Origin of the sequence: Streptomyces sp. NBC_00820, assembly GCF_036347055.1 — a bacterium.
Taxonomy (GTDB): domain Bacteria; phylum Actinomycetota; class Actinomycetes; order Streptomycetales; family Streptomycetaceae; genus Streptomyces.
Genome location: NZ_CP108882.1, coordinates 5561468 through 5581049 on the forward strand (window position 1 = coordinate 5561468; position 19582 = coordinate 5581049).

At 71.1% G+C, this 19582-nt stretch carries 10 protein-coding genes; 3 read left to right on the forward strand and 7 right to left on the reverse strand.

From position 1 onward, the window contains the following. Positions 1-112: 112 nt before the first annotated feature. Positions 113-2395, forward strand: a complete 2283-nt coding sequence (locus OIB37_RS25280; RefSeq protein ID WP_330461970.1) for a HelD family protein — start codon at positions 113-115, stop codon at positions 2393-2395. 281 nt (positions 2396-2676) lie between these two features. After that, positions 2677-3156: a CAP domain-containing protein gene (locus tag OIB37_RS25285; RefSeq protein WP_330459891.1), complete on the forward strand. Its 480-nt coding sequence runs from the start codon at positions 2677-2679 to the stop codon at positions 3154-3156. A 90-nt stretch (positions 3157-3246) separates the two neighbouring features. On the opposite strand, the gene glgB is transcribed toward OIB37_RS25285, so the two are convergent. The 4 genes from glgB to OIB37_RS25305 form a co-directional block, all read right to left on the reverse strand. Then, positions 3247-5499: a 1,4-alpha-glucan branching enzyme gene (glgB, locus tag OIB37_RS25290; protein ID WP_443058284.1), complete on the reverse strand. Its 2253-nt coding sequence runs from the start codon at positions 5497-5499 to the stop codon at positions 3247-3249. A 248-nt stretch (positions 5500-5747) separates the two neighbouring features. Next, positions 5748-7253 carry a maltokinase N-terminal cap-like domain-containing protein gene (locus OIB37_RS25295; RefSeq protein WP_330459893.1) on the reverse strand — a complete coding sequence of 502 codons (1506 nt, stop codon included), beginning with the start codon at positions 7251-7253 and terminating at the stop codon, positions 5748-5750. Positions 7254-7341: 88 nt separating this feature from the next. Beyond that, entirely contained in the window at positions 7342-9042 is a 1701-nt protein-coding gene (treS, locus tag OIB37_RS25300; protein ID WP_330459894.1) for a maltose alpha-D-glucosyltransferase, read from the reverse strand. After that, positions 9039-11081 (reverse strand): alpha-1,4-glucan--maltose-1-phosphate maltosyltransferase, encoded by a 2043-nt coding sequence (locus OIB37_RS25305; protein WP_330461971.1) that lies wholly within the window; start codon positions 11079-11081, stop codon positions 9039-9041. Before OIB37_RS25305 ends, treS begins: the two co-directional genes overlap by 4 nt. 828 nt (positions 11082-11909) lie before the next feature. Between OIB37_RS25305 and OIB37_RS25310 the strand changes: the two genes are divergently transcribed. Then, entirely contained in the window at positions 11910-14528 is a 2619-nt protein-coding gene (locus OIB37_RS25310; protein WP_330459895.1) for a glycosyltransferase family 1 protein, read from the forward strand. A 68-nt stretch (positions 14529-14596) separates the two neighbouring features. On the opposite strand, the gene OIB37_RS25315 is transcribed toward OIB37_RS25310, so the two are convergent. From OIB37_RS25315 to OIB37_RS25325, 3 genes are all read right to left on the reverse strand, one after another. Next, positions 14597-15118, reverse strand: coding sequence for a DUF1990 domain-containing protein (locus tag OIB37_RS25315; RefSeq protein WP_330459896.1), 522 nt, complete (start codon positions 15116-15118; stop codon positions 14597-14599). 71 nt (positions 15119-15189) lie between these two features. Further along, positions 15190-16842, reverse strand: coding sequence for a M4 family metallopeptidase (locus OIB37_RS25320; RefSeq protein ID WP_330459897.1), 1653 nt, complete (start codon positions 16840-16842; stop codon positions 15190-15192). Positions 16843-17089: 247 nt separating this feature from the next. Then, entirely contained in the window at positions 17090-19123 is a 2034-nt protein-coding gene (locus tag OIB37_RS25325) for a M4 family metallopeptidase (RefSeq protein WP_330459898.1), read from the reverse strand. Positions 19124-19582 lie beyond the last annotated feature (459 nt).

Below are 19582 nucleotides of genomic sequence, written 5' to 3' on the forward strand. Positions count from 1 at the left end.
GCCCACCAGAAAATCCCCCGTGCAATTCCGCTCGGGGGATTTCTGTGCGTATACTCAATGATTCGCGACTTCCGTTTAAGAGGTCGCGGAGAAGTTCAACTGAGCACAGCATATCCGGGCGGGAGCGGAATTGTCAAACACCGAATTTCCGGACGATGAATTGCGGCACGAGCAGGAATTCATCGACGGACTGTACGCGCGAGTGGACGCGCTGCGCGGCGATGCCGAGACCTCGGTCACGGACGCGCTCGCACAGGGCAACACGCCCATGCAGGCCCGGCTGGAGCGGGACATCCTGGTCGCCGAGCGCTCGGGGCTGCTCGCCGCGCTGAACGCCGTCGACGGCTCGCTCTGCTTCGGCCGGATCGACCTGACCGACGGCAGGACCCACCACATCGGCAGGATCGGTCTGCGCGCGGACGACGCCGCGCGCACGCCCGTCCTCATCGACTGGCGGGCCGACGTCGCCCGCCCCTTCTACGTGGCCACCGGCCACACCCCGATGGGCCTGATCCGCCGCCGGCACATCACCACCGAGGACCGCACGGTCACGTCCCTGCACGACGAGATCCTCGACCTCGGCGACGCCACCCGCACCGGCCACGAGGACCCCACCGGGGACGCCGTGCTGCTGGCCGCGCTGAACTCGGCGCGCACCGGCCGCATGGGCGACATCGTGCGGACCATCCAGGCGGAGCAGGACGAGATCATCCGGGCGCCGCACCGCGGGGTGCTGGTCGTCGAGGGCGGCCCAGGCACCGGCAAGACGGCGGTGGCGCTGCACCGGGCGGCCTACCTCCTCTACGAGCACCGCGAGCTGCTGGCCCGCCGCGCCGTGCTCATCGTCGGCCCGAACCCCGCCTTCCTCGGCTACATCGGCGAGGTGCTGCCCTCGCTCGGCGAGACCGGAGTGCTGCTGGCCACGGTCGGCGAGCTGTTCCCCGGCGTGAAGGCCACCGCCACGGACACGCCCGCGGCGGCCGCCGTGAAGGGCCGCGCCCAGATGGCCGACGTGCTCGCCGCCGCCGTACGCGACCGGCAGGCGCTGCCCGACCCGGTCATCGCGGTCGAGCACGACCGCGAGGTCCTGATGCTCGACGAGGGCCTGGTCGGCGTCGCCCGCGAGCGCACCCGCGCCGCCGGACTGCCGCACAACGCCTCCCGCGAGCACTTCGAGGGCCACATCCTCAACGCGCTCACCGAGCTGTACGCCGAACGCGTGGGCACCGACCCCTACGACGGCAGCAGCCTGCTGGACGCCTCCGACGTCACCCAGATCCGTGACGAACTGGCCGAGAACCCCGAGGTCTGGTCCGCCATCGACCAGCTGTGGCCCCTGATCACCCCGCGGCGGCTGGTCGCCGACCTCCTCGCCGAGCCGGACGGCTTCCTGCCGCAGGAGGACGCCGACGCGATCCGCCGCCCGGTGACCCGGGCGTGGACCGTCGCCGACGTGCCCCTGCTGGACGAGGCGGCCGAACTCCTCGGCGAGGACGAGCGGGTGGCGAAGGCCCGCGCCGAACGCGAGCGGGAGACCCAGATCGCCTTCGCGCAGGGCGTGCTGGACGTGTCGTACGCCTCGCGCACCTACGAGTTCGAGGACAAGGAGGAGGACGACCCGGAGGGCTCCGAGGTCCTGTCCGCACACGACATCATCGACGCCGAGCGCTTCGCCGAGCGGCACGAGGAGAGCGACCACCGCAGCGCCGCCGAGCGCGCGGCGGCCGACCGTACCTGGGCGTTCGGGCACATCATCGTCGACGAGGCCCAGGAGCTGTCGCCGATGGCCTGGCGGCTGCTGATGCGGCGCAGCCCGACCCGCTCGATGACCCTGGTCGGCGACCCGGCGCAGACGGCGGAGGCCGCGGGCGTCGGCTCGTGGCAGGGCATCCTGGAGCCGTACGTCGAGGACCGCTGGGAGCACACCCGTCTCGGCGTCAACTACCGCACCCCCGCCGAGATCATGGATGTGGCGGCGGCCGTGGTCCGCGCCGAGGACCCCGGCTTCGAGCCACCGAGTTCGGTCCGCTCGACGGGCGTACGTCCCTGGGCGCGGCACGTGGCCGACGACCTGCCCGGCGCGGTGGCCCGGGCGGCCGCCGAACTTACCCCTGAGGAAGGCCGGTTGGCGGTGATCGCCCCGCGCGAGCTGCACCGCCCGCTGGCGGCGCGGCTCGACGGGGTCCCCGTCGGGGCCGAGCCCGACCTGACCCGGAACGTCGTCCTCCTCGACCCCCGCCAGTCCAAGGGGCTGGAGTTCGACTCGGTCCTGGTCGTCGAGCCGGGAGGCTACGGCACGAGCGACCTCTACGTGGCCCTGACCCGGGCCACCCAGCGGCTCGGCGTGCTGCACACCGAGGAGCTGCCGAAGGCGCTGGCGGAAGCCTTCGCGTAACGCGGGACCACCAGCGTGTGACAGTCCGCGCACCGGCCGGCGCGTGTGTACGGCCGGTGCGCGGCGCCCCCCCCACGGCTGGACTCGTGGGGCCACGGCGACGGGCGTACGGTGGAGAGGAACGAGCGCAGGAGCCGGGCACTTCTCCGAGGACCCGCCGGCGGCCCTGGGTTCGGCGGGCGCTCCCTGCACGTGTCCGTGCCCACCGCACGAACCCTTTGACGCGTCTCACGGAGGTCCGGGGGGACAACTCGCTGATACTCCCGATCGAAGGCATTTCCATGCGGACCACGACCACACGCATACGCTGTCTGTGCGCCGCCGCCTGTGCGACGCCGCTGCTGTTCGCCGGAGTGGCCGGCGCCGGCGCCGCGACGGCCCTCGCGCCCACCGCGTCGCCCTCCGAGATCCTGCAACTGGTCAACGCCGAACGGGCCAAGGCCGGTTGCCCCGCCCTGAACGAGAACGCGCAACTCACCAAGGCCGCACAGGTCTTCGCGGACGACGCGAGCAAGAACCACCTGACGAACCACACCGGCTCCGACGGCTCCAGCATCCAGAAGCGCATGCAGGACGCCGGCTACAACCCGGGCTCCGGCTCCGAGAACATGTCCTGGGGCACCACCGACGCCCAGAAGATCCTCGACGGCTGGAACAAGAGCCCGGCCCACCACGGCGCGATCGTCAACTGCTCGTTCAAGGACACCGGCGTCGCCGTCAGCGGCGACTACGCGATCCAGGTGTTCGCGACCCCCGCGTGAGCGACCGGTCCGACCTCCCGGGCAGCGCCTGGGCAGGAGAGCGGAAGAAGGGGGCCGAGGGGTGTCACCCCCGGCCCCCTTCCCCGCGCCTCAGGCGGGCCGCAGCCACACCGCCGCCAGCGGCGGCAGGGTCAGCCGGACGCTCGCCGCGCGGCCGTGCCACGGCTGGGGTTCCGACTTGGCGCCGTCCGGGTTGGTGACGTCGCCGCCGCCGTAGCCGGCGGCGTCGGTGTTGAGGACCTCCCGCCACGAGGGGACGTCCTCCGGGACGCCGAGCCGGTAGTCGTGGCGGACCACCGGGGAGAGGTTGAACACCGCGAGGAGCGGGTCGCCCTCGGCGTCCAGGCGCAGGAACGCGAGCACGTTGTCGTCGGCCTCGTCACCGGTGACCCACTGGAAACCCGCCGGGTCGGTGTCGCGTTGCCACAGGGCCGGGGTGGTGCGGTACAGGCCGTTCAGGTCGCGCACGAGGTCGCGGACGCCCCGGTGGTCGGCCGCGGCGCCGTAGGCCGGGTCCAGCAGCCACCAGTCCGGGCCGTGCGCCTCGGACCACTCGGCGCCCTGGGCGAACTCCTGCCCCATGAAGAGGAGTTGTTTGCCGGGGTGGGCCCACATGAAGCCCAGGTAGGCGCGGTGGTTCGCGCGCTGCTGCCACCAGTCGCCCGGCATCTTCGACACCAGTGACCGTTTGCCGTGCACGACCTCGTCGTGGGAGATGGGCAGGACGTAGTTCTCGCTGTAGGCGTACACCATCGAGAAGGTCATCTCGTGGTGGTGGTAGGCGCGGTGCACCGGCTCGTGGCTCATGTACTCCAGCGAGTCGTGCATCCAGCCCATGTTCCACTTCAGGCCGAAACCGAGGCCGCCGAAGCCGCTCGGGCCCTTGTGGTGGGTCGGCCGCGTGACGCCGTCCCAGGCGGTGGACTCCTCGGCGACGGTCACCACGCCCGGACAGCGCCGGTAGACGGTCGCGTTCATCTCCTGCAGGAAGGCCACCGCGTCCAGGTTCTCCCGGCCACCGAACCGGTTCGGCGACCACTGACCCGCCTCGCGCGAGTAGTCGAGGTAGAGCATCGAGGCGACCGCGTCCACGCGCAGGCCGTCGATGTGGAACTCCTCGCACCAGTACACGGCGTTCGCCACCAGGAAGTTGCGCACCTCGCGCCGGCCGAAGTCGAACTCCAGCGTGCCCCAGTCGGGATGGGCGGCCCGCAGCGGGTCGTGGTGCTCGTACAGCGGGCGCCCGTCGAACTCGGCCAGCGCCCACTCGTCGCGCGGGAAGTGCGCCGGCACCCAGTCCATCAGCACGCCGATGCCCGCCTGGTGCAGCCGGTCCACCAGGTACTTGAAGTCGTCCGGGGTGCCGAGCCGGGCCGTCGGGGCGTAGAAGCCGGTGACCTGGTAGCCCCAGGAGCCGCCGAAGGGGTGCTCGGCCACCGGCATCAGCTCCACGTGCGTGAAGCCCAGCTCCCTGACATAAGCGGGGAGTTGCTCGGCCAGCTGCCGGTAGGTCAGCCCCGGTCGCCAGGACGCCAGATGCACCTCGTACACCGAGAACGGCGCCTCGTGCACGGGAGTGTCGCCCCGATGGGCCATCCAGTCGGTGTCGCCCCACTCGTGGTGCGAGGCGTCCACGATCGAGGACGTGGCAGGCGGCACCTCCGTACGACGGGCCAGCGGGTCGGCGCGCAGGGTGCGCGTGCCGTCCGGGCGGGTGATCTCGTACTTGTACAGCTCGCCCTCGCCGATGCCGGGCACGAACAGCTCCCACACCCCGGAAGAGCCGAGCGAGCGCATCGGGAACCCGGCGGCGTCCCAGAAGTTGAATCCGCCCGCGACCCGCACGCCCAGCGCGTTCGGCGCCCACACCGAGAAGCGGGTACCGGTCACCCCCTGGTGGGTCAGCACCCGCGCCCCGAGCACCTGCCACAGCTGCTCGTGCCGGCCCTCGCCGATCAGGTGCAGGTCCAGCTCGCCCAGTGCCGGCAGGAACCGGTAGGCGTCCTCGGTCTCGTGCACGGTGGCGTCGTACGTCACGAGCAGCCGGTAGACCGGGACCTCGGCCAGCGGGAGCAGCCCCGAGAAGAAGCCGTCACCGTCGTCGTGCAGTTCGGCCCGCAGGGCGCCGGACACGACGGTGACCGCCCGCGCGTGGGGCCGGTAGGCGCGGAAGGCGACCCCGCCGGACACCGGATGCGCGCCGAGCACGGCGTGCGGGTCGTGGTGGGTGCCGCTCAGCAGCCGTTCACGGTCGTCCGCGTCGATCGCGGGGGAGACGGCGATCTCCGTCCCGGCGGCCTCCTGTCCGACTACCTCCGGCCCGGCGATCTCCGGTCCGGTCACCTCCGGTCCGGCCACCTGCTGTCCGGTGGTCTCCTGTCCGGCCGCCTCCCTTCCGGTGGCGGCCTTCGCCGCCGTCTCCTTCCCGGGCGGCTCCTTCCGCGCGGGCTCCGGGGTGCGGGCGTTCGGAATCGTGGCCGACCTGGTCGCGTCGTCCCGCCTTCCGGTGCCGCTCCCGCTCTCGCTTCCGCTCCTGCTCCTGTTCTTGTTCTTGGTGGACTTGTTCTTCGAGGTGGCTCGCTTCTTGGACGTCACGGACGGGTCTCCCGGGCGGGTCGGGTCAGGTCGGGCCAAGTCGGCTGGGACGCGGCGAGGCGGCGCACCGCGGAGAGGGGGACGGGGAGCCAGTCGGGGCGGTGGCGGGCCTCGTAGACGACCTCGTAGACCGCCTTGTCGGTCTCGTAGGCGCGCAGCAGTACCGGATCGGTGCGCGGATCGCGTCCGGCGACCTCGGCGTACCCGGAGCAGTAGGCGGCCCGGCAGGTGTGCGCCCAGTCCGGCGCGGGCGGCTGCGCGGAATGGGCCGCGTAGTCGAAGGAGCGCAGCATCCCGGCGATGTCCCGTACCGGGGGCTGCGGCATGCGCCGCTCCGCCAGGGGCCGGGCCGGCTCGCCCTCGAAGTCGATCAGCGACCACGTTCCCCCGCCGCCCGGCGCGTCGGCGGTGTCCTCGGACGGGGAGCGCAGGCACTGGCCGAGGTGCAGGTCACCGTGGATGCGCTGGGCGGTCCAGGTCTGCCCCTCGGCGGCGAGTCCGGCCAGCGCGTCGAACGCCGAACGCAGACCGCTCTCGTAGGGCACCAGCGCGGGCACCGCCGTGACCGCCGCCGCGAGCCGCTCGTGCATGCCGTCCACCAGCGGCCCCAGCTGGGCCTGTCCCAGGGTGGCCGTCGGCAGGGCGCGGGCGAGGGCGGTGTGCACCTCGGCGGTGGCCCGGCCGAGCGCCCGCGCCTCGGCGACGAAGTCCTCGCCCTTGGCCAGCTCGCGCAGCGCCAGCTCCCAGCCGTCCGCCGCGCCGCTCACGAACGGCTGGAGGACGGCCAGGACGTACGACTCCTCGCCCAGTTCGGCATGGAGCCACGCCGTCGGCGCGGGCACTCGGGCGCACCCCTCGCGGGCCAGCGCGAGAGGCAGCTCCAGATCGGGGTTGACGCCGGCCACGACCCGGCGCAGCAGCTTCAGGATGAACGTATCTCCATAGACCACCGAGGAGTTGGACTGCTCGGCGGTCATCAGCCGGGCGACGAGGCCGTCCCGGATCTCCTGGCGCGGGTCCCGCTCGAAGCGGAGGGCGCCGACGCGGGCCCGGGTGCGCAGGGCCTCCAGGAGAACCTCGGCCGGCCGGGGGTCGTAGAGGGCGTCGTACACCGTGCGTCCGGCGAGGGGACCGCCCTCCACGTGTCCGATGAGCGCGGGCGCCAGCCGGGGCGGCAGCGCCTCGCGCACGCCTATCAGCAGCTGGTAGCAGTCGCCGGGGGGTGGCGCGGTGCCGGGCACGGGTGGCTGGTGGACGCGCAGGAGCAGGTGGTACAGGCCCAGCCGGCCGATGGGGGCGCCTCCCTGTTCGGGCGGAGCCGAGGGCTTGGGGGAGGGCAGGAGTTCGGTGACGGCCACGGGAGTGAACCCGGTGACCTGACGTCCCTTGCCCGCGAACCAGCGCTGCCTGGGCAGCCATTGGCGCAGCAGGGGGTCGAGTGAGCTGAGGAGGTGCCCGGTCGGGCTGGGGGTGGTGTCGGAGGGGGTGACCGTTTCCGCCATGGGCGTCATGTCCTTTCCCCGGATCGTCGGGGGTGTCACTGTTGCGTGCCCCGGGCGGGACGGGGGAAACCGCCCCGCCCGAGGGCCGCTACGCCGTCTCGCGGCGCAGCCGGAACCAGTAGAAGCCGTGGCCCGCGAGGGTGAGCAGGTACGGCAGTTCGCCGATCGCGGGGAATCGCACCCCGCCGATCAGTTCGACGGGGTGCCGCCCGTCGTAGGGCCGCAGGTCGAGTTCGGTGGGCTGCGCGAACCGCGAGAAGTTGTGCACGCACAGCACGAGGTCGTCCTCGTACTCCCGTAGGAAGGCGATCACCGCCGGGTTCGAGGACTGCAACTCGGTGTAGGACCCCAGTCCGAAGGCGGGATTCTGCTTGCGGATCTCGATCATGCGGCGGGTCCAGTGCAGCAGGCTGGACGGCGAGGACATGGCGGCCTCGACGTTGGTGACCTGGTAGCCGTGGACGGGGTCCATGATCGTGGGCAGGAACAGCCGGCCGGGGTCGCAGGACGAGAAGCCCGCGTTGCGGTCGGGGGTCCACTGCATCGGGGTGCGGACCGCGTCACGGTCGCCGAGCCAGATGTTGTCCCCCATGCCGATCTCGTCGCCGTAGTAGAGGATCGGCGATCCGGGCAGCGAGAGCAGCAGGGCGGTGAACAGCTCGATCTGGTTGCGGTCGTTGTCGAGCAGGGGCGCGAGGCGGCGGCGGATGCCGATGTTGGCGCGCATCCGCGGGTCCTTGGCGTACTCGGCCCACATGTAGTCGCGTTCCTCGTCGGTGACCATTTCGAGGGTCAGCTCGTCGTGGTTGCGCAGGAAGATGCCCCACTGACAACTGGTGGGAATGGAGGGCGTCTTGGCGAGGATCTCCGAGACCGGATGGCCCGATTCCCGGCGCACCGCCATGAAGATGCGCGGCATGACGGGGAAGTGGAACGCCATGTGGCACTCGTCGCCGCCGGAGGAGTAGTCGCCGAAGTAGTCGACCACGTCCTCGGGCCACTGGTTGGCCTCCGCCAGCAGCACCTTGTCGGGGTACTGGTCGTCGATCTCCTTGCGCACCCGCTTCAGGAACTCGTGGGTCTCCGACAGGTTCTCGCAGTTGGTGCCCTCCCGCTGGTACAGGTACGGCACCGCGTCGAGCCGGAAGCCGTCGATGCCGAGGTCCAGCCAGAACCGCAGCGCGGAGATGATCTCCTCCTGCACGGCCGGGTTCTCGTAGTTCAGATCCGGCTGGTGCGAGAAGAAGCGGTGCCAGTAGTACTGCTTGCGTACGGGGTCGTACGTCCAGTTGGAGGCCTCGGTGTCGACGAAGATGATCCGGGCGTCCTGGAACTGCTTGTCGTCGTCGGCCCAGACGTAGTAGTCGCCGTACGGTCCGTCCGGATCGCGCCTGGACTCCTGGAACCACGGATGCTGGTCGCTGGTGTGGTTCATGACGAAGTCGACGATGACGCGCATGCCGCGCTGGTGGGCGGCGTCGACGAACTCCACGAAGTCGGCGAGGTCACCGAACTCGGGGAGTACGGCCGTGTAGTCCGAGACGTCGTAACCGCCGTCGCGCAGCGGGGACTTGAAGAACGGTGGCAGCCACAGGCAGTCGACCCCGAGCCATTGCAGGTAGTCGAGCCGGGAGGTCAGGCCCTTGAGGTCGCCGACGCCGTCACCGTTGCTGTCCTGGAAGGAGCGGACCAGCACCTCGTAGAAGACGGCGCGTTTGAACCACTCCGGGTCCCGGTCCTTGGCGGGGGTGTCTCCGAAGGTGTCCGGGACAGGCTCGTTGACGATCATATGGTGGGTGACCCCCCGATCTGCGGGTTGGACGGTCGCAGGACCGAGAGGACATGCGCGGGTCGACGACCCGGTTCGAGTCGCACATAGTTGGCCCTGCCCCAGTGATAGGACTCGCCGGTGAGCAGGTCGCGCACCGGCATCGACTCGTGCCATTCCAGGCCGAGTTGCGGCATGTCCAACGACACCGTGGCCTCCTGGGTGACGTGGGGGTCGAGGTTGACGACCACCAGAAGCGTGTTCGAACCGCTGCGTTTCGAGTAGACGATCACCTGTTCCTTGTCGGCGTGGTGGAAGTGGAGGTCGCGCAGCTGACGCAGTGCCGGGTTCTCCCGGCGGATGGTGTTGAGCCGGGTGATCAGGGGTGCGATGGTGCGGCCCTCGCGTGCGGCGGTTTCCCAGTCGCGGTGGACGAGCTGGTACTTCTCCGAGTCGAGGTAGTCCTCGCCGCCCTCGCGCTGGGGGGTGTTCTCGCAGAGTTCGTAGCCGCTGTAGATGCCCCAGGAGGGGGAGAGGGTCGCGGCGAGGACGGCGCGGATCTCGAAGGCGGGCCGGCCTCCGTGCTGGAGGTAGGCGTGCAGGATGTCGGGGGTGTTGGCGAAGAAGTTCGGCCGCATCCAGGCCGCCGCCTCACCCGACAGCTCGGTCAGGTAGTCCGTCAGCTCCTGCTTGCTGTTGCGCCAGGTGAAGTACGTGTACGACTGCTGGAAACCGACCTGCGCCAGCGTGTGCATCATCGCCGGACGGGTGAACGCCTCCGCCAGGAAGATCACGTCCGGGTCGGCCGAGTTGACCTCACCGATCACCCGCTCCCAGAAGACCACCGGCTTGGTGTGCGGGTTGTCGACGCGGAAGATCCGCACCCCGTGCTCCATCCAGTGCCGCAGCACCCGCACGGTCTCCGCGACCAGGCCGTCCATGTCGGCGTCGAAGGCGACGGGGTAGATGTCCTGGTACTTCTTCGGCGGATTCTCCGCGTACGCGATCGAGCCGTCCGGCCGGTGATGGAACCACTCCGGGTACTTGTGCACCCAAGGGTGGTCCGGGGAGCACTGGAGGGCGAAGTCCAACGCCACCTCCAGACCCAACTCCCGCGCCCGGCCCACGAAGTGGTCGAAGTCGTCGAGCGTGCCCAGGTCGGGATGGACGGCGTCGTGACCGCCCTCGGGCGAACCGATCGCCCACGGCACACCGACGTCGTCGGGACCCGCGGTCAGCGTGTTGTTGCGGCCCTTGCGAAACGTCGTCCCGATCGGATGCACCGGCGGCAGATAGACCACGTCGAAGCCCATCTCCGCGATCGCCTCCAGCCGCCGGGCGGCAGTGCGGAAGGTACCGTGCGCACCCTCCGCCGCACCCTCCGAACGCGGGAAGAACTCGTACCAGGAGCCGTACAGCGCCCGCTCCCGCTCCACCAGCAGCGGCATCGGATCCGACGCCGTGACCAGCTCCCGCAGCGGATACCGGGTGAGCAGCTCGGTCACTTCCGGAGTCAGCGCCGCTGCCAGCCGCCAGGCGGCCGGACGGCTGTCGTCACGCAGGGCCGCCGCGGCCTCCCGGACGGCGCCCCGCTGCCGCTCGGGGATCCCGGCGGCCGCGCGCTCGTACAGCCGCGCGCCCTCCTCCAGGACCAGGCCGGTGTCGATGCCCGCCGGTATCTTGATCCCCGCGGTGTGCCGCCAGGTGCCGACCGGGTCCGACCAGGCCTCCACGGTGTAGGTCCAGCGGCCGGGCTCGTCCGCGCTGACGGTGGCGCCCCAGCGGTCGGTGCCCGGGGCGAGTTCCCGCATCGGGGTCCAGGGGCCGGGGCGCCCGTCGGGGCCGCGCAGGACGACATTGGCGGCGACGGCGTCGTGTCCCTCCCGGAACACGGTGGCCGACACCTCGAACGACTCACCGGCCACCGCTTTGGCGGGCCTGCGCCCGTGCTGGACCACGGGGCGGACGTCGAGGACGGGTATACGACCGAGAACCGGGTCCCCGGCGCGCGGCGCGGACGTCGGGCCCGTCACGTCCGTCACGCTCGCCAGGCCGGTCATGTCCGTCACGTCCGTCACCCGTGTCACCGGCGTCGCCGAGGTCACTGGCTCGGCCGGTTTGCTCGGTTCGGTAGGGGAGACCGGCGCCGTCGGCGCGGCCGGTTCGGCCCGTTTCCCCCGCGTCACCGGCGCGCCTGGCTTCACCGGCTCGCCCGGCGTCCCCTCCGTCACCGGCCCGGGATGTTTCCCCCGGGACGCCGGGCGGGCCGGTCGGGCCGGGGCCGCCTGGCGCTCCGGGGCCGTCCGGCCCCGGCCCGGTGGCGCCGCGGCGGAGTCGGCGGAGTCGGCTGTGTCGGCGGAGTCCGGCTCCGCCGGATTCCCGCTTGCCTTCCTGCTCGTGGTCGGGCGTGCTGACGAGTGGTGCGTGGCGGGCATGACCGCTCCTGTCCGCGTCAACGTGGGTGTGGGCGGATGGATGTGGCGAGGTGGGTCCTGCGGCTGTGCTGGACTGCGCCTGCGGGGTCGTACCGGAGGAGCCTTCCCAAGTGATTCGGGTGGGCAATCCGGCACTTTGTTAACTACTCGCGCGTATGTCTACGTACAAGACCGGCCCCTTTTTCCGGTTTCCCGCCAACACGGCATCAACTCCCCCTCCGTGTACCCCGCGGCCGATGGCCGGGGGCGGATACCGGACAGCGTGGCCGGACCCGGCGGAGAGGGAGCGGCGGGCTCCCGGGAGGGCGCCGCGGTGCCCTGCTCCGCCCCGTCCTGACCGCTTCACCCGGATGCGTCCCCACCGACGCCCCGGTAACCACTACCGTCGATGCTGACGACGAGACGTACAGCGCCGTGCGTCTCACCCCGCGAAAATGCGTCCGAGGTGGAAGTGTGAAGGCGATCCGTCGGTTCACCGTCCGTCCCGTTCTCCCCGAACCCCTCCGGCCGCTGAGCGACCTGGCGCGTAACCTGCGCTGGTCCTGGCATGCGGAGACGCGCGACCTGTTCCAGTCCGTCGATCCCGAGCACTGGGCCGCCGCCGAGGGCGACCCGGTCCGCCTGCTGGGCCGGGTGGGGCCGGCACGCCTCGCCGAACTGGCCGAGGACCGGCGGTTCCTGCGCCGGCTGGCCGCGGTCGCCGACGACCTGAACGACTATGTGACCGGCGACCGCTGGTACCAGCGCCAGGGCGACGGGCTGCCTGCGGCCGTCGCCTACTTCTCGCCCGAGTTCGGCATCACGGCCGCCCTGCCCCAGTACTCCGGCGGCCTCGGCATCCTCGCCGGCGACCATCTGAAGGCGGCCGGCGACCTCGGGGTACCGCTGATCGGGGTCGGGCTGCTGTACCGGCACGGCTACTTCCGCCAGAGCCTGTCCCGGGACGGCTGGCAGCAGGAGCACTACCCGGTGCTCGACCCCAACGAGCTGCCCGTCACCCAGCTGAAGGAGGCCGACGGCACCCCCGCGGCGGTGTCCCTCGCGCTGCCCGGCGGCAGGGCGCTGCACGCCCGGATCTGGGTGGCGCAGGTGGGCCGGGTGCCGCTGCTGATGCTCGACTCGGACGTGGAGGAGAACGACCTCGGCGAACGCGGGGTCACCGACCGGCTCTACGGCGGCGGCAGCGAGCACCGGCTGCTGCAGGAGATGCTCCTCGGCATAGGGGGAGTGCGGGCCGTGCGGACGTACTGCCGGCTCACCGGGCACGCCGAGCCCGAGGTGTTCCACACCAACGAGGGGCACGCCGGCTTCCTCGGGCTGGAGCGGATCGCCGAGCTGTGCGAGGGCGGCCTGGACTTCGACGCGGCGCTGGAGGCCGTACGCGCCGGGACCGTGTTCACCACGCACACCCCCGTGCCGGCCGGCATCGACCGGTTCGACCGGGAGCTGGTGGCCCGGCACTTCGGGCCCGACACCGAGCTGCCGGGCATCGACGTGCGGCGGATCCTGGCACTCGGCATGGAGACGTACCCGGGCGGCGAGCCGAACCTGTTCAACATGGCCGTGATGGGGCTGCGGCTCGCCCAGCGGGCCAACGGCGTGTCGCTGCTGCACGGGCAGGTCAGCCGGGAGATGTTCGCCGGGCTGTGGCCGGGATTCGACGCCGAGGAGGTGCCGATCACCTCCGTCACCAACGGGGTGCACGCGCCCACCTGGGTCGCGCCCGAGGTGCTGCGCCTCGGCGCCCGGCAGATCGGCGCGCACCGCGCAGAGGACGCGCTGACCGTCGGCGGCTCCGAACGCTGGGACCTGGTCGCGGACATCCCGGACCAGGAGATCTGGGAGCTGCGCCGCACCCTGCGCGAACAGCTCGTGCTGGAGGTGCGGGAGCGGCTGCGCGCCTCCTGGCGGCAGCGGGGCGCGGGGAACGCGGAGCTGGGCTGGATCGACGGCGTCCTCGACCCCGACGTGCTCACCATCGGCTTCGCCCGGCGGGTGCCGTCGTACAAACGGCTGACGCTGATGCTCCGGGACCCCGACCGGCTGATGCGGCTGCTGCTGCACCCGGAGCGGCCGCTGCAGATCGTCGTCGCGGGCAAGGCGCACCCGGCGGACGACGGCGGAAAGCGGCTGGTGCAGGAGCTGGTGCGGTTCGCGGACGATCCGCGGGTACGGCACCGGATCGTGTTCCTGCCCGACTACGGCATGGCGATGGCGCAGAAGCTCTACCCGGGCTGCGACATCTGGCTGAACAACCCGCTGCGTCCGCTGGAGGCCTGCGGCACCTCGGGGATGAAGGCCGCCCTCAACGGCTGTCTCAACCTCTCGGTGCTGGACGGCTGGTGGGACGAGTGGTTCCAGCCGGACTTCGGCTGGGCGATCCCGACCGCGGACGGCTCCGGCATGGACACCGACCGCCGGGACGACATCGAGGCGGGCGCCCTGTACGACCTGCTCGAACAGCGGATCACGCCGCGTTTCTACGAGCGCGGCCGGGTGGGGCTGCCCGACCGCTGGATCGAGATGGTCCGCCAGACCCTGACCCTGCTCGGCCCGAAGGTGCTGGCGGGCCGGATGGTCCGCGAGTACGTCGACCGGCTCTACACGCCCGCCGCCCAGGCCCATCGCGCGCTGACCGCGGACCCGGCCCGTGAACTGGCCGCCTGGAAGGCGCGGGTGCGGGCCGCCTGGCCCGGGGTGAGTGTCGACCATGTGGAGGCCACCGCGACGACGTCCACCGCGGAGCTCGGTACCAGCGTGGGTCTGCGGGTGCGCGTGGGGCTCGGCGACCTGACCCCGGACGACGTCGAGGTGCAGGCCGTGTCGGGCCGGGTCGACTCCGCCGACCGCATCACGGACGCCGGCACCGTCCCCCTCAAGCCGGTCGGCAACCCCGACCTGGAGGGCCGCTGGCTCTACGAGGGCCCCCTCTTCCTCGACCGCACCGGCCCCTACGGCTACACGGTCCGCATCCTTCCCTCCCACCGCCTGCTGGCCTCCGGCGCGGAACTGGGCCTGGTGGCGGCGCCGTCGGGAGAGGCGGGTCAAGGAGCGGGGGTGCTGCTGCGGTAGGGGCGGGGGTGCTGTCGCGGTGAGGCGGTGCGGGCGGTGAGGTGGTGCTGGGCGGCCGAGGCCGGTGGTCAGTCCTCCCCGAGGTGCGCGGTCAGGCGCTTCAGCACGGTGCCGCAGCGGCGCGCGTACGCGTGCTGCAGGCCCCGCGTCGCCGCTCCGCCCGCGCGGGCGTACCACTTGTGGGCGCGGCTGAAGGCGGCCACCGTCAGCCAGACCGTGCCGTCGCCGGTGCGGTCGACCACGAAGGCCTCCTCGCCGCACTCGGGGTGGCCGTCGAGAGTGCCGTAGGCCCAGCCCGCGCGGCGGTTCTCCTCGACGGTCCAGACGATGCGGCAGGGGGCTCTGACGACGCCGGCCAGGGTGACGGTGACGTCGACGTCGGGGGCCGCGCGGTCGGCGCTGCTGTCGATGCCGACGCCGAGCGCGCGGTGCATCTCCCAGGTGAGGACCGCTTCCGCGGCCCGCCGGAAGACCTCGTGGCCTTCGCCTATGCGGGTGCGGACGAACAGGGGTCGGAAGCCGGGCGGGCAGAACGTCAGGTCACCGTGGGTCGCGCCGACCGGCTCGTAGGTGAAGGGCGCCGAGGACATGGGTCACAAGAGTAGGGCGGTACCCGAAGCAGCTTCCTGCCGGGTACCGCCCTGCCACAACTACTCAGCCATTAGGAGACGTTGACCGCCGACCAGGCCGCCGCCACCGCGTTGTACTCGGCGCTGCCGGAGCCGTACAGCGCGGCCGCCGCGGACAGGGTGCCGGTGCGGGCCGACTTGTAGTTGGTGGTCGACGTGAAGTACGTCGTCAGCGCCTTGTACCAGATCTGCAGCGCCTTGGCGCGGCCGATGCCGGTGACCGTGGAGCCGTTGGAGGTCGGGGAGTTGTAGGAGACCCCGTTGATCGTCTTCGCGCCGCTGCCCTCGGACAGCAGGTAGAAGAAGTGGTTGGCGACGCCCGACGAGTAGTGCACGTCGAGGTTGCCGACGGAGGAGGACCAGGAGTCGGCGGAGCCGCCGTCCTTGCTGGGCTTGTCCATGTAGCGCAGCGGGGTGCCGTCGCCGTTGATGTTGATCTTCTCGCCGATGAGGTAGTCGCCGACGTCGGAGGAGTTCGCGGCGTAGAACTCCACGCCGGTGCCGAAGATGTCGGAGGTGGCCTCGTTCAGGCCGCCGGACTCGCCCGAGTAGTTCAGGCCGGCGGTGTTGGAGGTGACGCCGTGGCTCATCTCGTGGCCGGCGACGTCGAGCGAGGTCAGCGGGTGGTTGTTGCCGCTGCCGTCGCCGTAGGTCATGCAGAAGCAGCTGTCGTCCCAGAACGCGTTCACGTACTGGTTGCCGTAGTGCACGCGGGAGTAGGCGCCCACTCCGTTGTTCTTGATGCCGCTGCGGCCGAAGGTGTTCTTGTAGAAGTCCCAGGTCTCCTGGGCGCCGTAGGCGGCGTCGGCGGCGGCCGTCTGGTCCGTGGTCGAGCTGGAGGCGGTGCCGGTGCCCCAGACGTCGTCCGCGTCGGTGAACAGGGTGCCGGTGGTGGAGGAACTGGTGTGCGACTTGTTGTACGTCTTGTGTCCGCCGCGCGTGCCGTCGGTCAGCTGGTAGGTCGAGCCCGACAGCGTGGTGTTCAGGCCGACCGTGCCCGAGTAGAGGGTCTTGCCGGTACCGGTCTCGATGCCCTGGTACTCGTAGAGCTTCTTGCCGGTGGCGGCGTCGGTGATGACGTGCAGCTGGTTCGGGGTGCCGTCGTCCTGGAAGCCGCCGACGATCGTCTCGTAGGCGAGGACGGGCTTGCCGGAGCCGGCCCAGATCACCTTGCGCGCGCCGTCCGCGGCGGACTTGGCGGAACCCAGCGTCCTGGCGGCGCTCACCGCCTGCTTCTCCGCCTTGGCCGCGGTGATCTGCGGCTTGAGCGTGGCCACCTTGATGGCCGACCTGGCCGCCTTGGTGACGCCCTCGGTGGTGCCCGACTTGGCGGTGTGGACGACGAGGTCGCCGCCGAGGACCGGCAGGCCCGCGTAGGTGCGCTCGTAGCGGGTGTGCAGGGTGCCGTCGGCGTCCTTGACGACGTCCTTGACGACCAGCTTCTCCTTGGCGCCGAGGCCTATGGTCCGGGCGGTCTCGGTCGCGCCGGACTGCGCCTTCTGGATCAGGGTGGTGCGCGCCGAGGCGGACAGGGCGGTCGGGGCGGCCGCGAGGGGCTTGGCGGCGGCGGCCGTGGGCTGGGCGGTGGCGCTGGTGGCCAGCCCGGTGGAGAGCAGGGCGCCGGCGGCGACAGCGGTGGCGATGGCCAGCGTGGTGCGCTTGTGACGCGCGTAGAGGGGGCTCACGGAAGCTCCTTCAAGTGGGGGAGACCGGTCAGCGTGGGGTTACTGGCCGGCGGGTGGGGTGGTGAAGTTGCTGTGCTACTGCGGCGGGTGGAGAGAGAGTGACATCAGGGCCGCGTACATGTCATGACCCTGAAGTGATGTTGGCCGAAAGTGAACTGTCGATGAATGTTGCGGGCCTGTGAACGGGCGCCGCCCGGGGAATCGCACCTCCCGGACGGCGCCCTGGTTCGGCCCCGCGACAGGCGGTCTACGGGAAGGTGAGGGTCCAGCCGTTGATCGTGCCGACGTCCTGCGAGGCCACGTCCTGAACCTTCAACTTCCAGGTCCCGTTGGCCGGTTCGGACGCGGCGTTCACCGTGTAGGTGTCGGTGACGTCGTCCGCCGAGTCACCGGAGCTGGAGTTCTTCAGGCGGTACGAGGCGCCCGACGGGCCGACCAGATCGACCACCAGGTCGCCACGCCACGTGTGGCTGATATTCGGCGTCACCAGAAGGTTGGCCGGCGCGTTCCCGGTCCTGCCGGAGACCGTGATCGACGAGGTGACCGCGGGCCCGTTGTCCGGGATCGAGACCGGGGTGGTGCTCGAGTACGACGTCCCGGTGCTGCCGCCCGAGCGGGTGCCGACCCCGACGGCCGCCCAGGCGTCCTGCACCGCCTTGTACTCGGCGCTCGTGGTGCCGTACAGCTCACCGGTCGCCGCGAGCGTGCCGGTGCGGGCTGCCGCGTAGTTGGTGGTGGACGTGAACTTGGTGGTCAGCGCCCGGTACCAGATCTGCAGCGCCTTGTCCCGGCCGATGCCGGTGACCGGAAGACCGTCCTTCGTGGGCGAGTTGTAGCTGACGCCGTTGATGACCTTGGCGCCGCTGCCCTCGCTCAGCAGGTAGAAGAAGTGGTTGGCGACGCCCGAGGAGTAGTGCACGTCCAGGCCGCCGACGCTGGAGGACCAGTAGTCGGCGGAGCCGCCGTCCTTGCTGGGCTTGTCCATGTAACGCAGCGGCGTGCCGTTGCCGTTGATGTCGATCTTCTCGCCGATGAGGTAGTCACCGACGTCGGAGGAGTTCGCGGCGTAGAACTCCACACCGGTGCCGAAGATGTCCGAAGTCGCCTCGTTCAGGCCGCCGGACTCACCGCTGTAGTTGAGGCCCGCGGTGTTGGAGGTGACACCGTGGCTCATCTCGTGGCCGGCCACGTCGAGCGAGGTCAGCGGGTCGGCGTTGCCGGAGCCGTCGCCGTACGTCATGCAGAAGCAGCTGTCGTCCCAGAACGCGTTCACGTACGAGTTGCCGTAGTGCACGCGGGAGTAGGCACCCACTCCGTTGTTCTTGATGCCGCTGCGGCCGAACGTGTTCTTGTAGAAGTCCCACGTCTCCTGGGCGCCGTAGTGGGCGTCCGCGCCCGCGGTGGCCGCGTTGGACGTGGTGCCGTTGCCCCAGGTGTCGTTGGTCTGGGAGAACAGCGTGCCGGTGCCCGAGGTGCCGTGGTTCAGGTTGTACGTCTTGTGGCCGCCGCGCGCGCCGTCGGTGAGCGTGAAGTTCGACCCCGACTGGGTCGTCGTCAGCGTCACCTGGCCGCTGTACTCGGTGTTGCCGATGCCGGTCTTGATGCCCTGGTACTCGAAGAGCTTCTTGCCGGTGGCGGCGTCGGTGATGACGTGCAGCTGGTTCGGGGTGCCGTCGTCCTGGAGACCGCCGACGACCGTCTCGTAGGCGAGGACGGGCTTGCCGGAGCCGGCCCAGATCACCTTGCGCACGGTGTCCGCGGCGGACTTGGTGCCGCCAAGGGTCTTCGCCGCCGCCACGGCCTGCTTCTCGACCGCGCTCTTCGCCACGGCCGGGGTCAGGTCGGCGACCTTCAGGGTGGCGTTGTTGGCCTTGACGACCTTCTGGGTCGTGCCCGACTTGGCGGTGTCGACGACGAGGTCGCCGCCGAGGACCGGCAGGCCCGCGTAGGTGCGCTCGTAGCGGGTGTGCAGGGTGCCGTCGGCGTCCTTGACGACGTCCTTGACGGCCAGCTGCTCCTTGGCGCCGAGGCCGATCGACCGCGCCGTGGCGGCCTTGGCGGCATCGGCGTCGCGTATCAGCTCCGCGCGCTGCGAGGCGGTGAGCTTGAGGGCCACGTGGGCCGGGTTGATCTTGCCGGCGTGCGGCGCGGCCGGGGCGGCGCTCGCGGCGCCGGACTGCACGGCGGCGGCGATCAGCGCGGCGACACCGGCCAGGGCGACGGTGGCGGTGCGGCGGTGCGTGGTGTGGGAGGTGCGTCTGCGAGAACTGCTGCTCAACACTGACTCCTTCTGCGTGACCGCGCTTCGCGCGGCCAGGGGAGACCGGACGGTGGGATGGGACGTCCGGGCAGAACAGGGCGGTGCGGGAACACGCGTGCAGAGGCCGGCCCGGTCCAGTCGTGAACGTGGCGTGGGGTTGCTGTGAGCCGGCCGTGGGAAGAGTGGCAGGTGATCACTGCTCCTGTCAGGACCGCGTCAGGAACTTGGCCGGAAATCGTTCGTTGATCGGATATTCATGTTCGATATGCGAAATGTTTGTAAAACGACGCATGACTGTGGCGGGGGGTGTTTTGGGGGCAGGTGGGGGCGGTGAGTTGCCGTGGTGCCGGCCGGGGCGATGAGGTGCCGTAGCGGGTCGCGGCGATGAGGTGCCGTAGCCCGGGCCGTAGCGGGTCGCGGCGATGAGGTGTCGTAGCCCGGGCCGTAGCGGGTCGCGGCGATGAGGTACCGCAGCGCGGG